The organism is Aeromonas sp. ANP5 (assembly GCF_963870295.1).
Classification (GTDB): domain Bacteria; phylum Pseudomonadota; class Gammaproteobacteria; order Enterobacterales; family Aeromonadaceae; genus Aeromonas; species Aeromonas veronii.
The window spans coordinates 61,173-82,468 of record NZ_CAWMRY010000009.1; the positions used below are offsets into that span (position 1 = coordinate 61,173).

General features: G+C 56.2%; 24 protein-coding genes, 1 other RNA gene and 1 riboswitch. Of the genes, 19 read left to right on the forward strand and 6 right to left on the reverse strand.

Features of this window, described 5'->3' with window-relative positions; translation table 11 throughout:
- Genes AACT07_RS07400 through AACT07_RS07410 form a run of 3 tightly spaced genes read right to left on the reverse strand, consistent with a single transcriptional unit; the run spans position 1 to position 2,701 of the window.
- The gene (locus AACT07_RS07400) at positions 1-591 is read right to left on the reverse strand and encodes a D-sedoheptulose-7-phosphate isomerase (protein WP_005336275.1); all 591 of its coding nucleotides are present in this window, start codon (positions 589-591) and stop codon (positions 1-3) included.
- Positions 592-600: 9 nt separating this feature from the next.
- Positions 601-972, reverse strand: a complete 372-nt coding sequence (locus tag AACT07_RS07405; protein ID WP_005341723.1) for a YraN family protein — start codon at positions 970-972, stop codon at positions 601-603.
- Positions 914-2,701, reverse strand: coding sequence for a penicillin-binding protein activator (locus tag AACT07_RS07410; protein ID WP_069527052.1), 1,788 nt, complete (start codon positions 2,699-2,701; stop codon positions 914-916). The genes AACT07_RS07405 and AACT07_RS07410 overlap by 59 nt, the downstream gene beginning before the upstream one ends.
- A gap of 199 nt (positions 2,702-2,900) precedes the next feature.
- On the opposite strand from AACT07_RS07410, the gene rsmI reads away from it, so the two are divergent.
- From rsmI to lfiJ, 16 genes are all read left to right on the forward strand, one after another.
- Entirely contained in the window at positions 2,901-3,734 is an 834-nt protein-coding gene (gene rsmI / locus AACT07_RS07415; protein ID WP_069527053.1) for a 16S rRNA (cytidine(1402)-2'-O)-methyltransferase, read from the forward strand.
- Positions 3,735-3,891: 157 nt separating this feature from the next.
- An RNA gene (gene rnpB / locus AACT07_RS07420) (RNase P RNA component class A) lies at positions 3,892-4,278 on the forward strand.
- Between the two features lie 227 nt (positions 4,279-4,505).
- Positions 4,506-5,378, forward strand: coding sequence for a lateral flagellar motor switch protein LfiM (gene lfiM / locus AACT07_RS07425; protein WP_171902758.1), 873 nt, complete (start codon positions 4,506-4,508; stop codon positions 5,376-5,378).
- An 8-nt stretch (positions 5,379-5,386) separates the two neighbouring features.
- Positions 5,387-5,764, forward strand: coding sequence for a lateral flagellar motor switch protein LfiN (gene lfiN, locus AACT07_RS07430; RefSeq protein ID WP_019444828.1), 378 nt, complete (start codon positions 5,387-5,389; stop codon positions 5,762-5,764).
- The gene (fliP, locus tag AACT07_RS07435; RefSeq protein ID WP_005336248.1) at positions 5,764-6,498 is read left to right on the forward strand and encodes a flagellar type III secretion system pore protein FliP; all 735 of its coding nucleotides are present in this window, start codon (positions 5,764-5,766) and stop codon (positions 6,496-6,498) included. The genes lfiN and fliP overlap by 1 nt, the downstream gene beginning before the upstream one ends.
- A gap of 1 nt (position 6,499) precedes the next feature.
- On the forward strand, positions 6,500-6,769 hold the full coding sequence (gene fliQ / locus AACT07_RS07440) for a flagellar biosynthesis protein FliQ (RefSeq protein WP_005336246.1): 270 nt from the start codon (positions 6,500-6,502) through the stop codon (positions 6,767-6,769).
- Positions 6,766-7,548 carry a lateral flagellar biosynthetic protein LfiR gene (lfiR, locus tag AACT07_RS07445; RefSeq protein ID WP_005336245.1) on the forward strand — a complete coding sequence of 261 codons (783 nt, stop codon included), beginning with the start codon at positions 6,766-6,768 and terminating at the stop codon, positions 7,546-7,548. The genes fliQ and lfiR overlap by 4 nt, the downstream gene beginning before the upstream one ends.
- Positions 7,545-8,681 (forward strand): flagellar biosynthesis protein FlhB, encoded by a 1,137-nt coding sequence (gene flhB / locus AACT07_RS07450; RefSeq protein ID WP_069527055.1) that lies wholly within the window; start codon positions 7,545-7,547, stop codon positions 8,679-8,681. The genes lfiR and flhB overlap by 4 nt, the downstream gene beginning before the upstream one ends.
- Positions 8,682-8,684: 3 nt before the next feature.
- Positions 8,685-10,760, forward strand: coding sequence for a lateral flagellar biosynthesis protein LfhA (gene lfhA / locus AACT07_RS07455; protein WP_021231850.1), 2,076 nt, complete (start codon positions 8,685-8,687; stop codon positions 10,758-10,760).
- A gap of 174 nt (positions 10,761-10,934) precedes the next feature.
- A riboswitch (cyclic di-GMP riboswitch) is annotated at positions 10,935-11,022 on the forward strand.
- A gap of 135 nt (positions 11,023-11,157) precedes the next feature.
- The gene (gene lafK / locus AACT07_RS07460; RefSeq protein ID WP_052200061.1) at positions 11,158-12,543 is read left to right on the forward strand and encodes a lateral flagellar response regulator transcription factor LafK; all 1,386 of its coding nucleotides are present in this window, start codon (positions 11,158-11,160) and stop codon (positions 12,541-12,543) included.
- 3 nt (positions 12,544-12,546) lie between these two features.
- Positions 12,547-12,873 (forward strand): lateral flagellar hook-basal body complex protein LfiE, encoded by a 327-nt coding sequence (gene lfiE / locus AACT07_RS07465; RefSeq protein WP_005336241.1) that lies wholly within the window; start codon positions 12,547-12,549, stop codon positions 12,871-12,873.
- A gap of 17 nt (positions 12,874-12,890) precedes the next feature.
- Complete coding sequence (gene fliFL / locus AACT07_RS07470) at positions 12,891-14,639, forward strand: lateral flagellar M-ring protein FliFL (protein WP_171902760.1); 1,749 nt, start codon at positions 12,891-12,893, stop codon at positions 14,637-14,639.
- Positions 14,626-15,654, forward strand: coding sequence for a lateral flagellar motor switch protein FliGL (fliGL, locus tag AACT07_RS07475; RefSeq protein WP_069527056.1), 1,029 nt, complete (start codon positions 14,626-14,628; stop codon positions 15,652-15,654). The genes fliFL and fliGL overlap by 14 nt, the downstream gene beginning before the upstream one ends.
- A 12-nt stretch (positions 15,655-15,666) precedes the next feature.
- Complete coding sequence (gene lfiH / locus AACT07_RS07480) at positions 15,667-16,359, forward strand: lateral flagellar assembly protein FliH (protein ID WP_005336232.1); 693 nt, start codon at positions 15,667-15,669, stop codon at positions 16,357-16,359.
- A complete protein-coding gene (gene lfiI / locus AACT07_RS07485; protein WP_005336228.1) occupies positions 16,352-17,683 on the forward strand; it encodes a lateral flagellar FliI-like assembly ATPase LfiI in 1,332 nt (443 codons plus the stop codon). The genes lfiH and lfiI overlap by 8 nt, the downstream gene beginning before the upstream one ends.
- A gap of 9 nt (positions 17,684-17,692) precedes the next feature.
- Positions 17,693-18,106, forward strand: coding sequence for a lateral flagellar protein LfiJ (gene lfiJ, locus AACT07_RS07490; protein WP_005336226.1), 414 nt, complete (start codon positions 17,693-17,695; stop codon positions 18,104-18,106).
- 8 nt (positions 18,107-18,114) lie between these two features.
- Here lfiJ and AACT07_RS07495 read toward each other — a convergent pair whose 3' ends face one another.
- The 3 genes from AACT07_RS07495 to flgA all read right to left on the reverse strand — a co-directional run bounded on the left by AACT07_RS07495 (position 18,115) and on the right by flgA (position 19,707).
- Positions 18,115-18,558 (reverse strand): flagellar protein FlgN, encoded by a 444-nt coding sequence (locus tag AACT07_RS07495; protein WP_069527057.1) that lies wholly within the window; start codon positions 18,556-18,558, stop codon positions 18,115-18,117.
- Entirely contained in the window at positions 18,555-18,830 is a 276-nt protein-coding gene (flgM, locus tag AACT07_RS07500; RefSeq protein WP_005336222.1) for a flagellar biosynthesis anti-sigma factor FlgM, read from the reverse strand. The genes AACT07_RS07495 and flgM overlap by 4 nt, the downstream gene beginning before the upstream one ends.
- Positions 18,831-18,906: 76 nt before the next feature.
- Positions 18,907-19,707, reverse strand: coding sequence for a flagellar basal body P-ring formation chaperone FlgA (gene flgA, locus AACT07_RS07505; RefSeq protein ID WP_290439027.1), 801 nt, complete (start codon positions 19,705-19,707; stop codon positions 18,907-18,909).
- A 50-nt stretch (positions 19,708-19,757) separates the two neighbouring features.
- Between flgA and lfgB the strand changes: the two genes are divergently transcribed.
- The 3 genes from lfgB to AACT07_RS07520 are packed head-to-tail and all read left to right on the forward strand — an operon-like array spanning position 19,758 to position 21,286.
- Entirely contained in the window at positions 19,758-20,147 is a 390-nt protein-coding gene (gene lfgB / locus AACT07_RS07510) for a lateral flagellar basal body rod protein LfgB (RefSeq protein ID WP_019444816.1), read from the forward strand.
- Between the two features lie 2 nt (positions 20,148-20,149).
- Positions 20,150-20,575, forward strand: coding sequence for a lateral flagellar basal body rod protein FlgCL (flgCL, locus tag AACT07_RS07515; protein ID WP_019444815.1), 426 nt, complete (start codon positions 20,150-20,152; stop codon positions 20,573-20,575).
- Between the two features lie 3 nt (positions 20,576-20,578).
- Complete coding sequence (locus AACT07_RS07520; RefSeq protein WP_069527059.1) at positions 20,579-21,286, forward strand: flagellar hook assembly protein FlgD; 708 nt, start codon at positions 20,579-20,581, stop codon at positions 21,284-21,286.
- The last annotated feature ends 10 nt before the right edge of the window (positions 21,287-21,296 follow it).

A 21,296-nucleotide genomic window follows, 5' to 3' on the forward strand; every position in this document is an offset into this window, starting at 1 on the left:
TCAATCTTCCTGTTGCGGGAAAAGTGTCTGGTCGATGAGATCACACAGGCAGTGCAGGGTCAACAGGTTCACTTCCAGAATGCGAGGGCGACGGGCGGAGGGAACACGGATCTCCACATCGTTCGGGCCGAGCAGACCAGCCATTTCGCCACCGTCCCCCCCGCTCAGCACCACTATGGTCATGTCACGGGAGAGGGCAGCCTCGGCGGCCTTGATCAGGCTGCGGCTGTGGCCGGAGGTGGTGATGACCACCAGAATGTCGCCAGGCTGGCCCAGCGCGCGGATCTGCTTGGCGTAGACCTCTTCAAAACCGTGGTCGGTGGCGATGGCGCTGATGGTTGCCATGTCCGGGGTCAGGGCCATGCCGGGCAGGGAGGGGCGCTGTGTCTCGTAGCAGTTGACCAGTTCGGAGATGAACAGTTGCGCCAGTGCGGCAGAAGGACCGTTACCGCATGCCAGCACCTTGTGGCCATTGAGCAGGCAGATGGTGATCATCTGGGCTGCAGTATGGATGGCATCCGGCAGCGCCTCGGCGGCGGCTATCTTGGTCTGGATGCTTTCGGTGTAGTTCTCTTTGATGCGGTCAGTCATAGGGTCCTCTTAAAATGCGTTCTGGATCCAGGCTGGCTGGTCGCCCTCGAACGCAATCACATCGAATCGGCAGGCCTGATTGGCCTCGTTGATGGCATGTTGCTTCAAATAGTGGCGCGCTGCCAGCATGATCTTGTGCTGTTTGCTGCGGGTGACCGAGCTGGCGGCCCCGCCATGGCTGCCGGTGGCCCGGTAGCGCACCTCAACAAACACCAGGGTCTGGCCCTGGTGCATGATGAGATCTATTTCACCGCCACGACAGCGGTAGTTGCGAGCTACCGGTTGCAGGCCCTGAGCCTGCAACCAGCGTTCAGCGACTTGTTCAAAGTGCTGTCCCTTGCTCGTTGGTGAGGGGAACAGGCTCGGCAACTGCTGGCGCATCCGTTTCCATAGTTCCTTCATTGGAGGGCTCCTCCAGCTGCTGAACGGCGTTCTCGTCGACCAGTTTGCCGTTCTGGTAAGTACCCCAGCTCAGCATCCGCACGATATTACCCTGGGCATCCACGCTCAGCTGACCGCTCATGCCGGCCTGCTGCATGCCACCCACCTTGCGCATCTGCTGCAGGTTCTCAGCCAGGCTGACGGCATCGTAGCCCATGGCAAACAGGCGCAGCAGGTCACCCTGGGTCTGCGGCCAGAGCAGGGCGATCTGCTCGCGCTGTTTCTCGTAGCCGCCCAGTAGCAGCGGCATATCGGCGATATGCATGCCGTTGAGCTCTGAGGCGACCTCGGTGGCGGCGCTGTCGTAACCACGGGAGCTGGTGTAGATGGGCAGGCTGCCCATCGGATTGACCGATACATCCACGTAGGGCTTGATCATCCGGGTTTCCAGGCTGTTGGCCACCACATAAACGGCATCGATGCTGCGCGGTGCGGCATCAGAGAGTTGCACCACTTCACCAGCTCGGGCGGTAGAGCGGCCGCTCAGGGCATTCTTGACCATCCCCTGCACTTCGTTACGGGCACCGAAGGTGGCCACGACCGGCTTATCCTGGCTCAGGGTGGCCCAGCTCTGCTCGAACGCCTTGATACTGCTGTAACCGATCCGCCCCTGAGCGGCGATCAGCAGCGGTTTGCGGTAGCCCTGGGTGTAGAGGTACTGGGCTGCCTGCGCGGCATCTGCGGCGGCAGAGAGGGAGAAGTAGTAGGTGGTGTCGTTGACGACCGGCTTGTCCAGCTCGTTGAGTGCCAGCACTGGTACGGTCGGATTGGCCTTGAGCAGCTCCTCGACTCGGTCTTTCAGCAGCGGGCCGATGATCATGTCTGCCCCTTCCTGAATCGCCTGCTTGTAAAGGTCGCCGGTCGACTTGCTCTGGGTGTCGTAAAAGTTCAGGGTGAATTGCCCCTGATTTTCCTTATAAGACATCAGCATACCGTTACGGATGGCGGCGCCCTGCGGCTCCAGATTGCCGGAGAGGGGCAGCAGCACGGCGATCTGTTGCACCGAGGTGCTGGCAGTGGCCGCCAGATCGCCCAATCCTGCCGGCATATCCTTCTGGGCTGGATGGTTGGGGAAGTCGCGCTTCCAGCCTGCCAGTTGGCGGGCCAGCAGGTTCGGCTGTGCGCCAAACTCGTTGACCAGTGCCGCCAGTCGCAACCAGCCGGTGGTCACATCAGGGGCCGGAGCCTCTTCCAGCGCTTGCAGGGTGGAGGGAGTCATGCTTTTGAGCAACGACCAGATTTGCTGATGGTTGGTCGGCTGCTCGCTCTGATTGAGGTAGGGCTCCAGTGCAATCAACGACTTGGCGGCACCAAACTTGTTATTGATGTCGAGCTGCAGCACCACGCGCTGGCGATACCAATCCTTCTGGGTATCGGCATCCAGCACCACCTCGGGTTTGCCTTCCAGCAGGATCAGCGCCTGATTGGCGTGGCCTTGCGCCAGCAACAGATGGGCTTGCAGCAGTTGCAACTGCGCCTTCTGAACGGGATCCTTGGCCTGCTTCTGCAATTGCTGGAACAGTGCCGAGGCCGGTTTGGCCTGGCCCAGCGCCAGATAGCTGCGTGCCGCCAGCATCTGCCAGGTAAAGGCCTCGGCCGGCTTGGCCGGGTCCACCTGCTCAAGATACCACTGGGCATTCTTGGTCAGATTGGAGAACGCAGAGGGCATGCCTGACTGCCCTGACGGTTGATTGGGCTCCGACGCACAGGCGGCGAGCAGTACTGCCGCGAGTATGATGCCGAAGAGTCGTGATACACTTAGCTGCTTTGTAACCCGGTTCAAGTTCATTCCCCGACCAGTGTTGAAGTTCCCCATAGTGTAAACGGGCCAATATGGCGACACAATTGTCGGGGCACTCGGAGATCCCATGAGTGACATCCCAACCCTGTATATAGTCCCCACTCCGATCGGCAATCTGGCGGACATCACCCAGCGTGCATTGGACATTTTACGCAGTGTCGATCTGGTGGCAGCCGAAGATACCCGTCATACCGGTATCCTGCTCAGCCACTACCAAATCTCGGTGCCGACCTTCGCCCTGCACGATCACAACGAGCAGCAGAAGGCCGATGTACTGATCGGCCGGATCAAAGAGGGCAAGAGTGTTGCGCTGGTCTCCGATGCCGGCACTCCGCTCATCAGCGACCCCGGTTATCACTTGGTCACCCGCTGTCGTGAAGCCGGGGTCAAAGTGGTGCCGTTGCCCGGCCCCTGTGCCGCCATCACCGCCCTGAGCGCGGCCGGTCTGCCCACTGATCGATTTGCCTTTGAAGGCTTCCTGCCCGCCAAGAGCAAGGGTCGCGATGATCGTCTGCAAGCCGTTATCGAAGACACCCGCTCTCTGGTGTTCTACGAATCCCCGCGTCGTGTGCAGGATACAGTGGAAGCGATTGCTCGCATTCTCGGCGAGCGTCAGGTGGTGGTGTGCCGCGAGCTGACCAAGACCTTCGAGTCGATCCACGGTCTGCCAGCCTCTGAAATGCTGGCCTGGCTTGGTGAGGATGAGAACCGCTGCCGCGGCGAGATCGTGCTGGTCGTGGCTGGTGCCTCCAAAGATGAAGAGGATCTGCCAGCCGAGGCGATCCGTACTCTGGGTCTGCTGGTAACCGAGCTGCCACTGAAAAAAGCGGCTGCCCTGACCGCCGGGATCCACGGCGTGAAGAAGAATGCTCTCTATAAATATGGTCTCGAGCACTATTGAGTCGGTGGAATGGGCCGCCAGATTATTTTATGACCAGTACGCTCCTCTATATCTGTGAGCATTCACCCTGTAAACGGGGACCAAAGCGCGATAAATGGCTGTAAACGGGAATTGCCGGTTTACCCCGTGCGTATCGCAAGGCTATAATCCGCGCCTCGGAGTTGGCTGGGCAATCGCTGCTTCGTCGTTGTGTCCCTCGGGACAGACGGGCGGAGGGGAGGAAAGTCCGGGCTTCACAGGGCAGGGTGCCAGGTAACGCCTGGGGGGCGCGAGCCTACGACCAGTGCAACAGAGAGCAGACCGCCGATGGCCCGCAAGGGATCAGGTAAGGGTGAAAGGGTGCGGTAAGAGCGCACCGCGCGACTGGCAACAGTTCGTGGCACGGTAAACTCCACCCGAAGCAAGACCAAATAGGCCCCTATTGGCGCGGCCCGCGTTGGGGGCGGGTAGGTTGCTTGAGCCAGCGAGCGATTGCTGGCCTAGAGGAATGATTGCTACCCGGGGCAACCCGGTACAGAACCCGGCTTACAGGCCGACTCCGACCTCATTCCGCGTGAACCGTCACGCTAAAATCCCGGTGCCTAACGGCACCGGGATTTTTATTATTCACGCCGAGATGCACTGCATGGCGGCTTTCTGGAATTTGTAATAAAGTTCTCACCCTTTTTGGTCGATATACGTCGGCTGGACTGTCTGTATCTATCACACTGCTGGCCTGATGAGCGACCCTGTGGCAGTAAGGCGAGATGAAATGGTTAAGGTGGATTATTAATGTCATCAAGCAGCGCAATGCTCACACCTTCCCGGCTGCTTAGCGCAGAACGGGGCAGAACCCTGCCTCATTATGATCTGTTGGGTGTCGAGCGGTTAAACCACGCCCGTTTAAAGCAGGTCAATGGCCAGTTGAGCACATTTTCCCTGCAAGCTGCGAGTTGTATGGCCCAGCTGTTCAATAGTGCGGAGTGCGAACTGAATTATGGCGAGTTCGCCTTTTCCGGTCCTGCAGAGATAGATGACGCTCATATCTGGGTCGAAGCGAGAAGTCCGCTTGAACCACAGCGCGCCGTCTATTTCTCGATCGCACCTCTGGTCATCTATCGTCTTGCAGTCCTCTTTTTCGGCGGCACCTTGCAGCAAAACGAGGAGCATGTTCAGTCTGGCAAAGGGCTGACCGATACCGAACAGCGGCTGTTATTGCGGCTTTGCCAGTATCAGGTTGATATCTGGTGTGCTTGTCTGGGGTTAGGGGATCTGAAGTGGCAGTTGCATGTCGTGCCGCGGGATTCCATCGCCCACCGTCAGCTCTGGACCACGCAGGCAACCCTGCAGGCAGGTAATTGCACTCATCACTGGCAGATGTGGCTGCTTCCCCCCGAGGAGTCTATTTCTCAGGTCAGTCATTCATTGCCGCAAGGTCAGCTGGAACAGGCTCTGACTCATGTCCCGGTTCGTCTGCGGGTGGTGATGGGCCAGTTGTCCATGACGCTGGCGGATCTCGAGTGTCTCAAGGTGGGTGATGTGCTGTCACTGGACTTGCCTGAAGTTGTGCCAGCACTGATTGGCAGCCGTCCCTGCTTCAGTGGACGAATCGCAGAACACAAAGGCAGCCTGGTCTATCAGGTTGCGACGGTTGTAGAGGAGTAAATTGAATCATGAGCGAGCACAATATGAATGATCCGCTGGATCTGGATGGACTGGATCAACTGTTTGGTGACGACATCAGCATGCCTAGCGCTGCAGACTACTTGGCCCCCACCAGTAGCAGCAAACAGCGGGATCTCTCCTTCTTTCGCCAGATCCCGGTCAAGGTGACGCTGGAAGTGGCCAGTACCGAAGTGCCGCTCGGCGATTTGATGCGCGTCGAGGAGGGGGCTGTCATTGAGCTGGACAAGCTGGCGGGCGAACCGCTGGATGTGCGGGTGAATGGCCGTCTGCTTGCCAAGGGCGAAGTCGTCGTCGTGAATGGCAAATATGGTCTGCGCCTGGTCGATGTCATCGATACCAACCTGCTGGGTGGCATGGACGACTGATGCGCTATCTGCTGCTGACACTGCTGTTATTTTCGCTGCCCGGCTGGGGCGCGGACATGACCCTGTTCTCGGTATCGCCAGGCGCTTCAGGGGGCGAGGACTACAACATCAAGTTGCAGATCCTCTTCTTCATGACCCTGTTGGGTCTGCTCCCGACCTTGTTACTGATGATGACCAGTTTTACCCGGATCATCATCGTACTGGCCATATTGAGACAGGCACTTGGCTTGCAGCAGAGCCCTCCCAACCGGGTGCTGATCGGCATCAGCCTCATCCTGACTGTGGTGATTATGCGTCCGGTCTGGACGGACATGTATCAGAATGCATTTGTCCCTTATGACCAGAATGAAATAACCCTGTCAGAGGGGATCGCCAAGGCAGAAAAACCCCTGCGTAAATTCATGCTGGCCCAGACCCGTGAACCGGATCTGGAGCAGATGCTGCGTATCTCTGGCGAACCAACTACGGTCGCCAAAGAGGATGTGCCTTTCGGGGTGCTGTTGCCAGCGTTTGTATTGAGTGAGTTGAATACCGCATTTCAGATTGGCTTTATGCTGTTTATCCCCTTTCTGGTGATCGATTTGGTGGTCGCCAGCGTCTTGATGGCGATGGGGATGATGATGCTCTCACCGCTGATCATCTCGTTACCCTTCAAACTGATGGTGTTTGTGCTGGTCGATGGCTGGTCGATGACCGTCGGCACTTTGGCTGCCAGCTTTGGTGGGGGAGGCTGATATGACCCCTGAGCAGAGCGTTGCCCTGGTTGGTGGCGCGGTCAATCTGGTGGTGACCATGGTCTCGGTGCTGATTGTACCGGGCCTGATCGTAGGTTTGGTGGTCAGTATTTTTCAGGCGGCCACCCAGATCCAGGAGCAGACGCTCAGTTTTCTTCCCCGTTTTATCGTGACTCTGATGACCCTTATCTTTACGGGTAACTGGCTGTTGTCGCAGATCACCACTTTGTTCCAGGATCTTTTTCTTAAAATTCCCGGGTTTATCGGATGAATTCGCTGCTGTCCCTCAGTGCTGCTGACCTGACCGCATGGTTGGGACAGTGGTGGTGGCCGTTTATCCGGATCGGTATGGCATTCTGGGTGATGCCGGTCTTTGGGGATACCCGGGTGCCTGCGCAAGTTCGCCTGATGCTGGCGTTTATTATCAGCCTGCTGCTCGCCCCCATGATGAAGGATATGCCGGTTGTCGATCCTTTTAGTGCCGGTGCGCTGGTCCTGGCGGTGGAGCAGCTGCTGTTTGGTTTGCTGTTTGGTCTGTGTGTCCAGTTGCTCTATATGGTGATGACCACTGCGGGGCAGATCCTCTCCATGCAGATGGGGCTCGCGATGGCGGTGATGAATGATCCGGTCAACGGGGATTCTGCCCCCATCATCAGTCAGGTCATGATGGTGTTTTGCGCCTTGCTCTTTCTGGGGCTGAATGGCCACCTGGTGGTACTGGATATTCTGGTGCAGAGTCTGCGTAGCTGGCCGCCGGGTTCATCTCTGGATCTGATCGATATGAAAGGTGTGATCGGGTTGTTTGGCTGGTCTATCGGTGCCGCCCTGTTGCTGACGTTGCCTGCCGTTGTCGCCATGTTGATGGTTAACCTGACCTTCGGGGTGATGAACCGGACCGCCCCTTCGCTCAATATCTTCTCCCTCGGTTTTCCCATGACCCTGTTGCTCGGGTTGCTCACCATGGCGCTCTCCATCAGTGGTGTGCCCTCCCGTTATCTGGATTTGGTGACCCATGTGCTTGAACAGCTGCGAGGCTTGACCCCGGCATGAGTCAGAACAGCGCACAGGACAAAACCGAAGAGGCCTCCAGCCAGAAACGCCAGAAAGCGAGAGATGAGGGGCAGATCGCCCGCTCAAAAGAGCTCAGTTCTGCCGGTTTGCTGCTGCTTGGCGGGTTGGTGATGCAGTGGATGGTGCCGGGGTTTGGTCAGTTCTTTGCCGAGTTGATGAAGCGTCCGCAGCGTTTTGACTGGCAAGGTGCCCGTGACCCGCAGATGATGATCCATTGGTTGGGTGAAGCGCTCATAAACATGCTGTGGGTGCTGCTGCCCCTGTTTGGTTTTCTGGCTCTGATGCTGGTGTTGCTCAGCATAGTGCCGGGCGGTATGGCGTTGACCTGGAAAAAGCTGCTACCCAGTGGCGAGAAGATGAACCCTTTGAAGGGGCTGGGGCGGATGTTCTCCAAGAACAGCCTGATGGAGTTGCTGAAGTCACTGCTCAAGGTGACGCTGATCGGTGGCACATTGGCGTTGATGTTAAATCATCAATGGCCTTCCTTGTTGATGATGAACCGGATGCCCCCTCAGGCGGCCCTCGAGCAGGCGCTACGGATCCTCTCCCAAGCATTTATTCTGCTAGGGAGCGTACAGATGCTGATTGCCGTGCTGGATGTGCCCTATCAGCGTTGGTCGCTTAACAAGCAGCTCAGGATGACCAAACAAGAGGTCAAGGATGAGCACAAGAACAGCGAAGGGCGTCCCGAGATCAAGGCCAAAATCCGCCAGGTGCAGGGAATGCTTGCTCGTGCGCGTATCGAGCAGCGGGTACCGCAGGCAGATGTGATTATCGTTAACCCGACCCATTATGCGGTGGCCATAAAATATGATGCGACTCGTGCCAATGCCCCTTTCGTGATTGCCAAAGGGGTTGACAGCATGGCCGAGCGGATCCGTCAGGTCGCCAAACAGCATGACAAAATGGTGATGAGCTTGCCCGAGTTGACGCGAGCCATCTATCACTCGACCAAGGTGGATCAGGAAGTCCCCGCAGGGCTGTACACGGCAGTTGCCTATGTATTGAACCATGTATTGCAGTTAAGGGCGTATGAGGCAGGCAAGGGGAGGAAACCGACCCCTCTTGCCCCGTTATATGTACCGCCCGAGTTACGTCAACCTGAGAGGTAAGTTGTGAACTGGCGTGTATTCACCCAATCCTATACCGCAATTCCGCTAATGTTATTGGCCATTCTGGCCATGATGATCCTGCCTCTGCCCGGTTGGCTGCTGGATGCGCTCTTTACCTTCAACATCGTGTTGGCGGTTCTGGTGTTGCTGGTATCCGTCTCGGCCCGCAGACCACTCGATTTCTCGGTATTCCCAACCGTGTTGCTGGTGGCCACCTTGATGCGACTGTCGCTGAACGTGGCCTCTACCCGGGTGGTGTTGCTGCACGGTCACGAAGGGCATGAAGCAGCCGGTAAGGTCATCCAGGCATTCGGTGAAGTCGTGATCGGTGGCAACTATGTCGTCGGTCTGGTGGTCTTCGTGATCCTGATGATCATCAACTTTGTGGTGATCACCAAGGGTGGTGAGCGGATTTCGGAAGTATCCGCCCGCTTCACTCTGGATGCTATGCCCGGAAAGCAGATGGCCATCGATGCCGACTTGAATGCCGGCACCATGGATCAGCATCAGGCCAGGGCTCGCCGTGAGGAGATCGCACGAGAAGCTGACTTCTATGGTGCAATGGATGGTGCTTCCAAGTTCGTTCGTGGTGACGCGATAGCTGGCATGTTGGTGCTGATCATCAACCTGGTGGGTGGGTTGGCCATCGGTATCTTCCAGCATGCCTTGCCCGTCGCGGAGGCCTTCCAGCGCTATGCACTGCTGACCATTGGTGATGGTCTGGTTGCCCAGATCCCGTCCCTGCTGATGTCGACTGCTGCGGCTATTATCGTGACCCGGGTCAGTGATGAGGGGGAGATGGCTGATCAGGTAGGTCAGCAGATCCTGGCATCGCCTCGCGTTATCTATACCTCTGCAACCATCATGCTGATCCTGGGTCTGGTGCCCGGGATGCCGATGCTCGCATTCCTCAGTTTCGCAGCTGTACTGGCCTGGACTGGCTGGAGTGTCAGCAAACGAGCCGTCAATGTGCCGGATCTGGATGCAGCGCAAGAGTTGACTCGTCAAATGATTCAGCCTGAACAGCAGGCACTGGAGTGGCAGGATTTGCCACCAGTCGATACGGTCGCCATCGAGCTTGGTTATCGTCTGGTGCCTTTGGCTGAAACGGATAAAGGGGCTGAACTGCTTGCCCGAGTGCGCGGGATACGCAAAACCCTATCCGAACAATATGGTTTTCTGCTCCCCGAGATTCGGGTGCGCGACAATCTGCAGTTGCAGCCGGATCAGTACCGGATCAAGTTGTCCGGTGTCGCGTTGGCGATGGGGAATGTGGATTGTCAGCGCTTGATGGCTATCAGCAGTGGTGAGACCTATGGCGCTTTAGATGGCGAGTTGACCCAGGACCCGGCCTACGGCATGAGTGCGGTCTGGATTTCCCCGGAGCAAAAGGCCAAGGCCCTTAATCTTGGTTACTCGGTGGTAGATTCGGCCACTGTGATTGCCACTCACGCCAGCAAGCTGTTGCGTGAACAGCTTGATGCGCTGTTTGGTCACGATGAAGTTGGCAAACTGGGCCAATATCTCGCCAGTCAGTCCCCCCGGTTGGCTGAAGAGCTGAATCTGGCACTGACCCAGATGCAGCAATTGAGAGTGTTTCGTCAATTGCTAAAGGAGCAGGTCAGTCTTACCGATATACGAACCGTTGCCACGACGCTGCTGGATGCGAGCGAGCTGACCAAAGACCCTGTCTTGCTGGCATCCGATGTGCGCTGTGCCTTGAAGCGCCAGATTGTTCGGCAGGCCATTGGCAATCGCGATGTGCTGGCTACGTTTACGCTGGATGATCGCCTTGAGCAGACATTGCTGGCCGCAATGAATCAGTCACAACAGCAGGGCAAAATCCAGCTGGACAGCTTCCCGGTTGATCCACAACTGCTGGCCCAATTGCAGCAAAATATGCCGTTGGTGAAGGAGCAGTTGCAGCAGTTGGGACATGCCCCTGTGTTGGTTGTTATGCCGCAACTGAGACCATTAATAGCCCGTTATGCCCGATCATTTTCAAAGGGACTCAAAGTGCTTTCCTACAATGAGATACCTGAAGAGCTACGGGTGGAGGTAATTGGTACACTTGGTTAATTACTGTTGGATAAATATCCTGAAGGGAAGTGTTTTTTCCGCCCCAGCTTGAATTGCCGTATGAATACTATATGATGTGGCGAAAATTGACGCAGCAATGTGTGAAAGTTAAATAACAAAAACAATATTAATTGTGTTGCCACACGCTTAGCCCATCAGGCGGGGCGTGTTATCACATTGTAAGGGCAAACTGAACTGAAAAGTCAGGACGCAAAGCCTCCGGTCTAACAGCAGGAAAGCTAATGACAGCGGGGTTACCAAGGTGAGTTTGGATACAATTCTGTTACCATCTAGGTACAAATTTCACTTTTTTAAGTGCGAATTTGTATTTCTCCTTTGTGTCTGATAATTCAGCTCTATTGATTGTTCTATCCACAATCACAGGTGTCAGACGTCTATGTCTTCGGGATTACCAATAAATACAGCAATCGGGTTGTGTGGCGATAGCTTGGCTGGGCCACATATATTATTGATTCAGCCGCTAATAGTTGCCGAAAATGAGGTTGAAAAAATCCTATCCAAGGAAGGCATCAGGGTATCAAGCGTTAATTCTGTTAAACAATCAAAGGGCATTATTGCTGATGGTAATGTCAATTTGATCCTGCTCGATATGGATGCTATGACCGAGCTTGGGCCGCGTATTCTGCGTGAATTCGAAGGACTTGATTGTGTCATCATGGTCAATGAGCACCAGGCCACCATTGCTGCGGAAGCTATGTGTGCCGGGGCTGTTGACTATATTGTCAAACCCTTCTGCCCCCAGCAATTGCTCGATGCTGTCCGTGGTGCTCTACGCCTTCGTCAGGCGATCCCCAATCTTATCGCTGTGTCGCCCATGAGCCTGCAGGTCTTGCAACTGGCCCGACGAGCAGCCAAAACCTCTGCCACCATTCTGATCGGTGGTGAGTCAGGAACAGGTAAAGAACGGTTGGCCCGTTATATTCACGAAATGTCTGTCAGAGCGGAAAAACCATTTCTGGCGATTAATTGTGCAGCAATTCCTGAGGCAATGCTTGAGTCAATTCTTTTTGGCCACAATAAAGGTGCATTTACCGGTGCTGTTTCTGCCCAGCCCGGCAAATTTGAGTTGGCTCAGGGGGGGACCCTGTTGCTGGATGAAATATCAGAGCTTCCTTTGAACCTGCAGGCTAAATTATTACGGGTGCTGCAAGAAAAAGAAGTTGAGCGACTTGGCAGTAATCAAACGATTGCTCTTGATGTTCGAATCATTGCCGCCAGCAATAAAGATCTGCGCAAACTGGTTGCATGTGGGCTATTTCGTGAAGACCTTTTCTATCGTCTTGATGTATTGCCAATGAATTGGCCCGCATTGCGTGAACGTCCTGAGGATATTATTCCGCTGGCCAACTACTTTATTGAGCGTTATGCATCCCAACAGGGCTATCGCCTGAGTGAACGTGCCTGTCAGTTGTTGCTGTCATATGAATGGCCAGGAAATGTACGAGAGCTGGATAATGTCATTCAACGGTCATTAATCATGGCGCGTGGTTTGCATATACAGTCCGTCGATTTGATGTTGCCAAATTGTATTCTTCCCGAAGAAACAGTCGCAGCAGACACGTGGCATGCTCCCGAGGGGTTAAGTGAAACCCGGCGGCATGCCGAGTTCCAATTTGTATTAGAGACCTTGCGCCGCTTTCGTGGCCATCGTACCCGCACAGCAGATGCATTGGGCATGACAACCCGGGCACTGCGCTACAAGCTTGCGGCGATGCGTGAGCAAGGCATTGATATTGAACAGCAGATTCAAGCAGAGGGATAAAGAGTGAAGATTCAGATGATGTCATCACAGGTGACACTACTGCAGCAGATGCAGGAGATGCAGCGTGTCGCAAGCCAGACCCCTTCTATCGAATCCAATGATCTGTCGGGAGCATCATTTACCGATGCCATGCGGGATGTGGTCGGGCGCGTCAATGAACAGCAGAATGTCGCGTCAAAATTAATGGCATCCGTAGATGCCGGGCAGAGCGACGATCTGGTGGGCGCCATGGTGGCGAGTCAAAAAGCCGGCTTGAGTTTTTCAGCCTTGATGCAGGTTCGCAACAAGCTGATGACCGGTTTTGACGACATTATGCGCATGCCGCTCTGAGGTAACAGATGACTGAACTGGTAACGTCTCCTCAGGGGGCAGCCCCTGATTCGCTCAAAATCAGGTTACAAGAGGGATTACGCAACTGGCGTACCCTCTCCCGTGACAACAAATCGATCCTGACCATTGCTCTGCTGGCTGCCATTGTGGCAGGCACCATAGTCGTTATCCTGTGGACCTCCAGCAAAAACTATGTGCCCCTGTATGGCAAACAGGAGCTATACGATACCGCCAACATCATGGAGATGCTGGAGAAAGAGCAGGTGCCTTTCCGTCTGGAAAAGAGCACCGGTCAGGTACTGGTTCCTGAAAACCAGCTGGCTCATGTCCGGATGGCACTTGCAGCACGAGGGGTGCGTGCAGCCATGCCGTCTGGTCTGGAAGGGCTGGACAACGTAACCGGACTGGGTACCAGCGAATTTATGGAAGGGGCGCGTTATCGTCATGCCCTGGAAGGGGAGCTGGCCCGTACCATCATTGCCCTCGATGCCGTGCGCAGTGCCCGTGTTCATCTTGCTATTCCGAAGCGCACGCTATTCGTGGGACGTGATGAGGAGAAACCCAGCGCATCGGTAATGCTCGATATGCAACCGGGCCAATCCATCGAAGCGGGTCAGGTCGAGGCGATTGCCAACCTGGTGGCGGGCAGTATCTCCGGAATGAAACCAGGTGCCGTGACCGTGGTTGATCAATCCGGCCAGTTGCTCAGCGCAGAGCTGGGGGACAAGGTCGGTTTTGGCAAGCAGAGCGTTCAACAGATGGAGTATGTCCGCAAGCTGGAACAATACATTCGTCAGCGTGCCAATGACATGCTCTATCCCATGCTGGGCAGCACCAATTTCAAGGTGCAGATTGCGGCAGACGTTAACTTCAACGCTGTCGAAGAGACCCAGCAGCAGCTTGATCCGCAAGGGGTAGTGACCCGCGAGTCCAACAAGTCAGACAAGACCATCGATGCGCTGGCGATGGGGATCCCGGGGGCGTTATCAAACCGCCCGCCAGAAACCGCGGCAAAAGATGAAAAGGCTGGTGCTGACAAAGGCAATGCAAATGCCAATACAGCTACACAACAGAACGACACTCGTACCGAGCGTCAGGAAGTCAGCAAGCAGTACGAAAACAGTCGCACCATAGTGCACACCCGTTACCAGCAGGGACGTCTGGAACGAATTAACGTATCCATTCTGCTTAACCAGCAGATTGCTCCGAAAGGTGGCTGGAGTGCCGAGCAACTGGAACAGATCCGTCAGATGGTAGAGCGTGCTGTCGGTTTCGATGAGACGCGTGGCGATCAGATTAGTCTGCAGGCCTTCGATTTCAATGGTGCGGTACCAGTAGCCGCTCCCGAATCCAGCTGGTGGGAAACCCCTTATTGGCAAGACTCCTTGCGTTATCTGGTCGGTGGTTTACTTGGCCTGACACTGGTCTTCTTCGGTATTCGTCCGTTGGTGAAACATCTGGTTCGTACCCAGCAGCAGCCGGATATGGAAATGGGTGAGACTGAAGAAGAGCCGGAGCCCACAGTCGGATTGTCCATGCGCAGGGATGACGATGATCCCCAGCTGGCGTCTGCTCTTTCAAATAGTCTGATCCGTACTGACAACAAGATGGAGCCCCAGTTCTCGTCACTCGATATGGAGTCGTTGCCGGAACCGGGATCCGAGCTGGAGGTTCAGCTCAAGCATTTGCAGTTGCTGGTTGAAAAAGATACCGCCCGGGTGGCGGAGGTTGTCAGAGCATGGGTGAGTGGCAATGAACAGCGTTAACTTGAATCAGAGTGCCGTTGATATCGATATCGACAACCTCGAGAAGGCCGCCATCTTGTTGCTGAGCATGGGGACCGAGTCTGCTGCCAAGGTAATGCAAAAGCTCTCCCGTGACGAGGTGCAGCGTTTGATTTCCAAGATGGCCTCTCTCTCTGGCGTCAGCTCGATGGAAGCCAAGTGGACGTTGCAGCAGTTCTTCAATCACTACCGTGAGCAGAGCGGAATTGGCAGTGCCTCACGGGAGTATCTGGAACAGACGCTCGACCTTGCTCTGGGACAACGACTCTCCCGTAGTTTGCTCGACAGTCTGTACGGCGATGTGATGAGTCAGGATATCCAGCGCCTGCAGTGGGTGCCTGCCGATGTGCTTGCCCGTTTCTTCCGTAACGAACATCCCCAGATGCAGGCTGTGCTGCTGGCATTCCTGCCGCCCCAGACCGCATCAGCCGTGCTCGATGCCTTACCCGGCTCGGTGCATGACGATTTGCTGGTGCGCGTCGCCAGTCTCACCAGTGTCAGTGAACATGTGCTGGGTGAGCTCAGGCTGACACTGGATCGCTGTCTCACCTACGTGGCAGATCAATCCGGTGCCAAGGTAAACGGGGTACGGCAGGTAGCCGATATTCTCAACCGTTATCAGGGGGACAAGGAGCAGATGCTCTCCCTGTTGCGCGAACACGACGGTGACATGGCGCTGGAGATCGAGAAGAACATGTTCGATTTCATGGCGTTGCGCCGTCAGAGCGACGACACCTTGCAACGTTTGGTACAGGAGCTGCCCAGCGAATTGCTGGCATTGGCTCTCAAGAACACCGAAACCAGCTTCCGCAAAGTGGTGTTGGGTGCCATGCCGAAGCGGATGGCTCAGGCGCTGGACGATCAGATCCAGAACCAGGGCAGTGTCTCTTTGCGCAAGGTCGAGCAGGCAAGGGAAGAGGTCATGCAACTGGTCCGCGAGTTGGTGGAGCAGGGCGAGATCGAGTTCCAGCTGTTCGAAGAGCCCACCGTCAGTTAACAGGAGGCATTCATGAGTCACAATGTGCGCAAATTGATGCCTGGAGCGACCAGACTGTATCGTTTCCCTGCGCTCGGTCAGAGTGGGGAAGAGGCCCGGAGCCAGCAAGAACAGTTTGAATTCGGCTATCAGCAGGGGCTGGAGCAAGGTCATGACGAAGGCTATCAGGCCGGCTATCAGCAAGGGCTGACCAGCGGCCTGCAGGAAGGCGAGAGCACCGGTTTGCAACAAGGGCAAACTCGCGGGTTTGCTCAGGGCCTTTCGGAGGGTCGCGCTGCCTTCGAACAGGCAATGGTGCCATTTGCCAAGCTGCAAGAGCAGTGGGAGTCACTGAGCCGGGCCCGGATGGCCGAGCAGAAAGAGCTGATTGCCCAGCTGGTAGCGCAGGTTGCTAAACGAGTCATCATGGCGGAGTTCACCCTCAATCCGCAGCAGGTGATGAATCAGGTCGAGCAGGCGCTGGCTACCTTGCCGAGTGAGTCGGAAGAGCTGGTGATCTACCTCAATGAGGGAGACCGACAGCGACTCGCCGAGCAGGGGGTGACTCGCTGCGAAGGGTGGCCATTGCAAGTTGATGCAGCACTTGGGGTAGGCGATGCCCGTATCGAAACGCGTGCTGCCGTCGTTGAGGTAAGCACCAGCTCCCGCCTGGCAACTTGCATCGAACAGCTCAACAGCTCGCTGGACGTGCCGCAAGATGCATGAAGCCTTGCAGCAGGCACTGACCAGTGCGCTGGACAATCTGGATGAGCTACCCGCATTTCGTCGCTTTGGCCGGTTGGTGCGAGTGACCGGTTTGACTCTGGAAGTCGTCGGCTGCCAACTTGTGATGGGGCAGCGTTGTCGTGTCAGCACGGCAAGTGGCGCCCCCTTGCTGGCCGAGGTGGTCGGTTTTAACCGGGATATCTCTTACCTGATGCCACTGCAGCCGATGAGTGGCCTCTTCGCGGGGGCTCAGGTCGAACCGATCGATGGAGAAGAAACTGTTCGGCTTGGTCGTCATCTGCTGGGGCGGGTACTCGATGGACTGCTGCAGCCCCTCGACGGGCAGCCGTTACCCGATGTTGGTGACAGTGTCCCCCTGTTTGCTCTTCCCCCCAATCCACTATTGCGAACCCCGGTACGTGAACCGCTGGATGTCGGTATCCGCGCCATCAATGGCCTGCTGACTGTTGGCAAAGGCCAGCGCTTGGGGTTGTTCGCCGGCTCGGGGGTAGGCAAGAGTATGTTGCTGGGCATGATGACCCGCAATACCGCAGCCCAGATTGTGGTGGTGGGACTGATTGGTGAGCGGGGCCGTGAAGTGCGCGAATTCATCGAACACAGTCTGGGGGCGGAAGGTCTGGCTCGCGCTGTGGTCATTGCGGCGCCAGCGGATCAATCTCCCCTGATGCGGCTGCGAGCGGCCCAGCTATGCCACCGGATTGCCGAGTATTTCCGTGAGCAGGGGCAGGATGTGCTGCTGCTGATGGATTCACTGACCCGCTATGCCCAGGCGCAGCGGGAAATCGCGCTGGCCATCGGTGAACCTCCTGCCACCAGGGGGTATCCACCCTCGGTATTCAGCATGCTGACCCAGCTGGTGGAGCGAGCCGGTAACGGCACGCATCCGGATGGCAGTTTGAGTGCGTTCTACACAGTGCTGGCGGAAGGGGATGACCAACAGGATCCGGTGGTCGATGCGGCGCGCGCCATTCTCGATGGTCATATCGTGCTGACCCGCCGTCTTGCAGAAGAGGGCCACTATCCCGCCATCGATATCGGTGCCTCGGTCAGTCGGGTTATGCCACAAGTCGTGCCTGCCGAATGGCAAAAGCTGGCGGTCACCTTGCGCCAGCTGTGGGGACGCTATCAGCAGGTGCGTGAACTGCTGCCACTGGGGGGTTATCAACCTGGGGCCGATCCGCAGATGGATGAAGCTGTTCAGCGTTATCCGGGGATTGCGGCATTTCTGCAGCAAGGCTTGCATGAAGAGATGGCCTTTGAGCAGGTGATGGTTGGTCTCAAGCAGGTGCTGGGGCAGGGATAAGGATTCGTTATGCTGAAGTCTTATCTGGGGTTGCAACAGGAAGAGCTGGAAAATCTTGGCGCCGAGCGTCGACGCTTGCGGGAGCTGGCGTTGCGGGAAGAGCAGCGAGCACACAAATTGCAGGAAGTGATCTCCTCGCTGCGGCCCGGTTCCGACAAGTTTCACCCTTTGCTATGGCAAAACAAGCAACAGATGGATGGCCAGTTGCGCCGTTTGCTCTCCCATCAGGTGCAGCAATCTGCGCTGGCCAGACTGGATCTGGAGCGCCACGAAGGGGAACTTGTCCGGCAGTTCGGGCGGGTCAAGGGGCTGGAGCTATTGCTGGCACGACGTGATGATGTTGCTCGCCAGCAGCAGGAGAGGCGGGATCAACTGCAGCTGGATGAGCTGGCGAGTTTGCGTCACCTGACCCGCAAAGAGTAAGACCAAGGTTAATCCGTAATGCTGTCCGGGTCGCGATAACCTGACTCTTGTCCCAACAGTGAATGAATCGTCTCCATCTGGCCTGCCAGCAGGCGGCCATTGAGATCATTCTGGCGCAGACACTGGTGCAGCAGCTGTTCAAGCTGTTGCCATTGATTGGCTACCTTGGTGCGCAGGGGAAGTGGCAGCTTGGCTATCAGGGTGGCCATCCCCTTCTCATCGGGTTTGAGGCCCAATGTCTGCAGCTGTTGGCAACGCAATTTTGCCTGTTGTGTCACCTTGGCCATCAGCGTTGTCTGCTGTTCGTTATGGGCTTGCAGACCATCGACATCATGGCTTGCCAGCAGTGCATGCTGGCGCAGCAACAGGGCGGTGAGTTCGGTATAGTGGCCGTAATCCTGCTGGATCCCGAGGATCAATGCCTTGACGGTGGCCTTGGTATCCACGCTCATCGGCGATGCATATCCAGAATGGCCTGACCCAACGCATCCAGATCGATCTCCAGCTTGCCTTCACTGATGGCTTTGCGGATCTCGTTGACCTTGTCCATGTCGACGTCGGATGTGGTGGCCAGCTGGCTGCGGGCGTTGGCTACTGACTGCGCTGTGCTGCTGATCCGTGCTTCGGATGACTGTGCGGACCTGGTTTCCGGCTTGGTCGTTACATCCGGTTTGCGGCCAGGCTGATTTTGAATATAGAGCGAGTCAGTACGGGTAATTTTCATAACATAAATTCCTGATGGTCTGTTTATGACAAGCGACCCAAGGCTTGTCGAACTTGAATCAAATTGCGATCTTGGTTCAAAAACGGGTTTCAACTTCCCCTATATCAGTCACCCATGCCTGTATCTCTTTGCCAGAGCTAAGATTTTTCACTCTGATCCCGTCGCCTATTCCGCCATTATCGAGGGCCTCCCCTCTGGTTGTGGCGGAGAACTCACCTTTCCCTGCGCGGATCAGTACCCCTTCCCCCTGTTTGACCGCCCAACTTTTTTGTAAATCGAGCTCACCGATGAGCTGTCCGCTTCTTAGATGCCGGTTGCTTTTATGGCCTAGCAGGGAGTGATTGCTCGGGATAAACCCGCGTTGTATACGGCTGACATCCAGCTCTTTCTCCACCAGATCGCTGGCACTGATGGCCTGACCTTTTGCGATATCCCGTGCAGCAACCCAGACCGGCAACAGTAGCGAGACATCTACCCGCCCGCGCACCTGCCAGACGGGATCTGTGCATTCGATGAGATAGGGGCGTCGTCCCCAGGGTTGCCGATACTGACCGCCTGCTTGTAACGAGAGTGAGTGTGAGGGGCAGGGAGGAAGGTGCTCGGCGGAAGGGGCAAGCCAGACCCGAAACTCCCCTGAGGTTGCAGGCCATCCCTGCTGGGTGATGTAGTCATCAAGACTCTGGCGGGCATCTTGTTCAAGCAACTGTTCAAGCATGGCGCTTTGCGCGTGCGGGGCACCATGAGCCAATGCGCTCAGCAGTAGCCAGAGGATGCCGCTCCATTTCCACACGGGAAGTCGCACTTCCTCATTTCTCATCTGCTTGCAGTGGATGGTGGATGGTAACCGCTTGAAACTAGGTATCTTCATGGTTGGCATGAGTCTTGATAAGGGTAACCCCGGTCTGAGTGAACGATAAAGGATGAAGCATGAGTATCTCATTTGACAGCGCCCTCGGCGTACACCCTTATGCCCTCGATGTCAGGGCGGAGCGGGCGCGTATTCTGGCGGGAAATCTGGCCAACGTGGATACACCGGGCTATCTGGCTCGGGATGTCGATTATAAGACGATTCTGGGCCGTGTCGCGCAGCAAGTTGCTGCGGGCGAGGAGAGTCAGGCCATCAGCCAGGGCGCCATGCGTGACGATATGCGTCACCCCCTCTATCGCATTCCTTATCAGGTCTCCATGGATGGCAATACCGCCGAATTGGGGGTTGAGCAGGGCAAATTTGCCAACAACGCCACCGATTTTCAGACCAGTCTCACTTTCCTCAATATGAAGATTACCGGGATCGCCAAGGCGATCGAGGGCCGTTAACCATGTCGTTCAACAAGATTTATGACATTGCCGGCAGTGCCATGCGCGCCCAGACCGTGCGGCTGGATACCGTTGCCTCCAACCTGGCCAACGTGGATAGCGCGGCCGCCAGTGAAGACGCCGCGTTTCGTGCCATCAAGCCGGTTTTTTCCACTCTCTATCAGAAGATTCAGGATGCCGATGGCCTCGGAGCTGCGTCGGTGCAAGTGGCGGGTATCGTACAGTCCGACCGTCAGGTCGAGAAACGGCTGGAGCCGACCAACCCGATGGCCGATCAGGATGGCTTTGTTTACTACTCCAACGTCAACGTGGTGGAAGAGATGGCCGACATGATGAGCGCCTCTCGCGGTTTTGAAACCTCGGTAGAGGTGATCAACCGGATCAACAGTATGCAGCAAGGTTTGCTGCGTCTTGGTCAGGGAGCTTAAGCCATGAGTCTGCCACAGATAAGCAGTCTGGATACGGCGCGTGGTACGGGTCAGGCTGTTGCTGACCCCAAGATCGCCAGCAATGGCGCCGGTGCTGCTCAGGAAACGCAAGCCAACCAGAATAGCGGGATGCAGCTACGTAACGAATTCCTGCAGATGATGGTGGCGCAGATCCAGAACCAGGATCCCACCAACCCGCTTGATGGTGCCCAGTATGTTGCCCAGCTGGCCCAGTTCAGCATGGTAGAGGGTGTCGAGGGACTGAAGAAGCTTCAGTTACAGAGCAACACCAAGATGGATACCCAGCAGGTGTTGCAGAGTACCGCTTTGGTCGACAAAGAGGTCATGGTGCCGAGCAAAACCCTTAAACAACAGCAAGAGCACAAGATCCGCGGTCAAATCGAGCTGCAAAGTGCGGCGGAGCAAGTGGATCTCAAAGTGTATGACCAGCACGGCGTGCTGGTGGCCAGCAAGAGTTGGGGTGAGAGCAAAGCGGGCGGGCTGGATTATGAACTGCCCCCCCTTCCTGCCGGAGAGTACCGCTTTGAGGTCAAGGCCTCGGTGGGCAAGACCTTGGTGGCGACCAAAAATTATGTAGCGAGCAAGGTTGAACGTGTTGCCTTGCCCGGTACGGGAGAAATCATGCTGCAGGTTGCCGGTGTGGGCGATGTCCCGCTGTTCAGTGCAATCCAGTTCGGCAAATCAGCGTAATCAGAAAGGA

What these genes read in the sequence shown, in the direction of transcription:
- flgCL (WP_019444815.1), top strand. Translation starts at nt 20,150, where the DNA reads ATGTCGTTCAACAAGATTTATGACATTGCCGGCAGTGCCATGCGCGCC.
- fliQ (WP_005336246.1), top strand. Translation starts at nt 6,500, where the DNA reads ATGACCCCTGAGCAGAGCGTTGCCCTGGTTGGTGGCGCGGTCAATCTG.
- fliGL (WP_069527056.1), top strand. Translation starts at nt 14,626, where the DNA reads ATGAACAGCGTTAACTTGAATCAGAGTGCCGTTGATATCGATATCGAC.
- lfiR (WP_005336245.1), top strand. Translation starts at nt 6,766, where the DNA reads ATGAATTCGCTGCTGTCCCTCAGTGCTGCTGACCTGACCGCATGGTTG.
- AACT07_RS07405 (WP_005341723.1), bottom strand. Translation starts at nt 972, where the DNA reads ATGCGCCAGCAGTTGCCGAGCCTGTTCCCCTCACCAACGAGCAAGGGA.
- lfiH (WP_005336232.1), top strand. Translation starts at nt 15,667, where the DNA reads ATGAGTCACAATGTGCGCAAATTGATGCCTGGAGCGACCAGACTGTAT.
- AACT07_RS07520 (WP_069527059.1), top strand. Translation starts at nt 20,579, where the DNA reads ATGAGTCTGCCACAGATAAGCAGTCTGGATACGGCGCGTGGTACGGGT.
- lfiN (WP_019444828.1), top strand. Translation starts at nt 5,387, where the DNA reads ATGAGCGAGCACAATATGAATGATCCGCTGGATCTGGATGGACTGGAT.
- rsmI (WP_069527053.1), top strand. Translation starts at nt 2,901, where the DNA reads ATGAGTGACATCCCAACCCTGTATATAGTCCCCACTCCGATCGGCAAT.
- flhB (WP_069527055.1), top strand. Translation starts at nt 7,545, where the DNA reads ATGAGTCAGAACAGCGCACAGGACAAAACCGAAGAGGCCTCCAGCCAG.
- lafK (WP_052200061.1), top strand. Translation starts at nt 11,158, where the DNA reads ATGTCTTCGGGATTACCAATAAATACAGCAATCGGGTTGTGTGGCGAT.
- AACT07_RS07400 (WP_005336275.1), bottom strand. Translation starts at nt 591, where the DNA reads ATGACTGACCGCATCAAAGAGAACTACACCGAAAGCATCCAGACCAAG.
- lfgB (WP_019444816.1), top strand. Translation starts at nt 19,758, where the DNA reads ATGAGTATCTCATTTGACAGCGCCCTCGGCGTACACCCTTATGCCCTC.
- lfiI (WP_005336228.1), top strand. Translation starts at nt 16,352, where the DNA reads ATGCATGAAGCCTTGCAGCAGGCACTGACCAGTGCGCTGGACAATCTG.
- lfiJ (WP_005336226.1), top strand. Translation starts at nt 17,693, where the DNA reads ATGCTGAAGTCTTATCTGGGGTTGCAACAGGAAGAGCTGGAAAATCTT.
- AACT07_RS07410 (WP_069527052.1), bottom strand. Translation starts at nt 2,701, where the DNA reads ATGCCCTCTGCGTTCTCCAATCTGACCAAGAATGCCCAGTGGTATCTT.
- lfiM (WP_171902758.1), top strand. Translation starts at nt 4,506, where the DNA reads ATGTCATCAAGCAGCGCAATGCTCACACCTTCCCGGCTGCTTAGCGCA.
- fliP (WP_005336248.1), top strand. Translation starts at nt 5,764, where the DNA reads ATGCGCTATCTGCTGCTGACACTGCTGTTATTTTCGCTGCCCGGCTGG.
- AACT07_RS07495 (WP_069527057.1), bottom strand. Translation starts at nt 18,558, where the DNA reads ATGAGCGTGGATACCAAGGCCACCGTCAAGGCATTGATCCTCGGGATC.
- flgA (WP_290439027.1), bottom strand. Translation starts at nt 19,707, where the DNA reads ATGCCAACCATGAAGATACCTAGTTTCAAGCGGTTACCATCCACCATC.
- flgM (WP_005336222.1), bottom strand. Translation starts at nt 18,830, where the DNA reads ATGAAAATTACCCGTACTGACTCGCTCTATATTCAAAATCAGCCTGGC.